2 protein-coding genes are annotated in these 1247 nt (G+C 58.7%); both read right to left on the minus strand.

Annotation, left to right across the window (positions count from 1 at the left end; genetic code table 11):
• Positions 1-40: 40 nt before the first annotated feature.
• On the minus strand, positions 41-910 hold the full coding sequence (locus tag HMPREF3174_RS05730) for an IS3 family transposase (protein WP_070448184.1): 870 nt from the start codon (positions 908-910) through the stop codon (positions 41-43).
• Positions 910-1247: transposase (locus HMPREF3174_RS05735; protein WP_210382935.1), on the minus strand; the 338-nt coding region annotated here is incomplete at its 5' end. The genes HMPREF3174_RS05730 and HMPREF3174_RS05735, both read right to left, overlap by 1 nt.

Genomic DNA, 1247 nt, shown 5'->3' on the forward strand with positions numbered 1-1247 from the left:
TGGGCTTGCCCGCTTGTTGTTGACGGTTTCGTTGTGTAGTTCACGCCGCGAGGTCCAGTCCGGCGTGGAGTTCGTATTCGACCGGGCTTTGGTAGCCGATCGCTGAATGGATTCGTTTGTGGTTATAGAATCCCTCGATCCAGGTGGCAACGCCTTCGTAGACCTCTTCACGGATACGAAAAGTGTGGCGGTAGTAGTACTCGACTTTCAACGTCGCCCAAAATGATTCAGCCATCGCGTTATCCCAACACACTCCGGTCCGTCCCATCGACATCACGATTCCAGCCGTGTCAGCGTGTTGAGCCAACCTCTTGGAGGTGAACTGGGTGCCACGGTCAGCATGTAATACGACCTGGCCGGGCATGGCCCCGCCCCGAGTTTCGATCGCCATCTGCAAGGCTTCGATCAACAGGCCAGTGGTCTGCTGCTGGCCCATCGCATACCCCAACACCCGCCGAGAATGCGCGTCGCGTACCGCTACCAGGTAGACCCAGCCCTCCCCGCAACGCAAATACGTGAAATCGGTGATCCATACCAGGTCGATCGCGCCCTGATCCCACTGGCGCTGACAGTGATCCTCATAGTCACACCCATCCGTGCCCGTAGTGGTGGGACGGTAGAACGAGCGGGTCGAGACCGCTTCCAAACCCTGCCTTTTCAGCGATGCGGCAATGGTTTTCTTATCGGCCACGACCCCTACTTTAGCCAGGGCTGCCACCAGCCGCGGAGCCCCGTGAGTGCGCTGATAATCATCAAACACGCACGCCACCACACGGTCAAACTCGGCCCGAGCAAGAACCCGCTGGCGATGCGCCTGACTGCGGGCCCGCCACTGGTAATAGCCCTGACGGCTCACCCCTAACACGCGTGCCATCAAAGCAATGGGATAGGTCGCCTTCTTTGCATCCATCAGCTCAAAACGCTGCGCGGGGCTTGCTTGGCGGCAAAGAAGGCGCTTGCTTTTTCCAGGAACTCGTTTTCCATCGCCAGCCGGGCATTATCAGCCCTCAACCGGGCAATCTCTGCATGTAACTGAGCCGTCGTGGGAACCCCAGCCGCTTCGGCTTGGCGTCGTTCCCGCTCATGCTTGACCCACCGGCCAAGCAACGCTTCACCCACCCCAAGATCACGAGCAACGCTCGCAATCGAGGTCTGTTGATCAATCACAATCGAGGCCGCATCCCGCCGAAACTCCGGCGTATACGACTTCCTCGTCTTCTTCTCACTCACGAGTCTTCCAACACCCT

This window comes from Trueperella sp. HMSC08H06 (genome assembly GCF_001808465.1).
GTDB classification, from domain to species: Bacteria; Actinomycetota; Actinomycetes; order Actinomycetales; family Actinomycetaceae; genus Trueperella; species Trueperella bernardiae.

Excerpts from the sequence above, each read along its gene's own strand:
- HMPREF3174_RS05730 (WP_070448184.1), bottom strand. The coding sequence starts at position 910 with ATGGATGCAAAGAAGGCGACCTATCCCATTGCTTTGATGGCACGCGTG.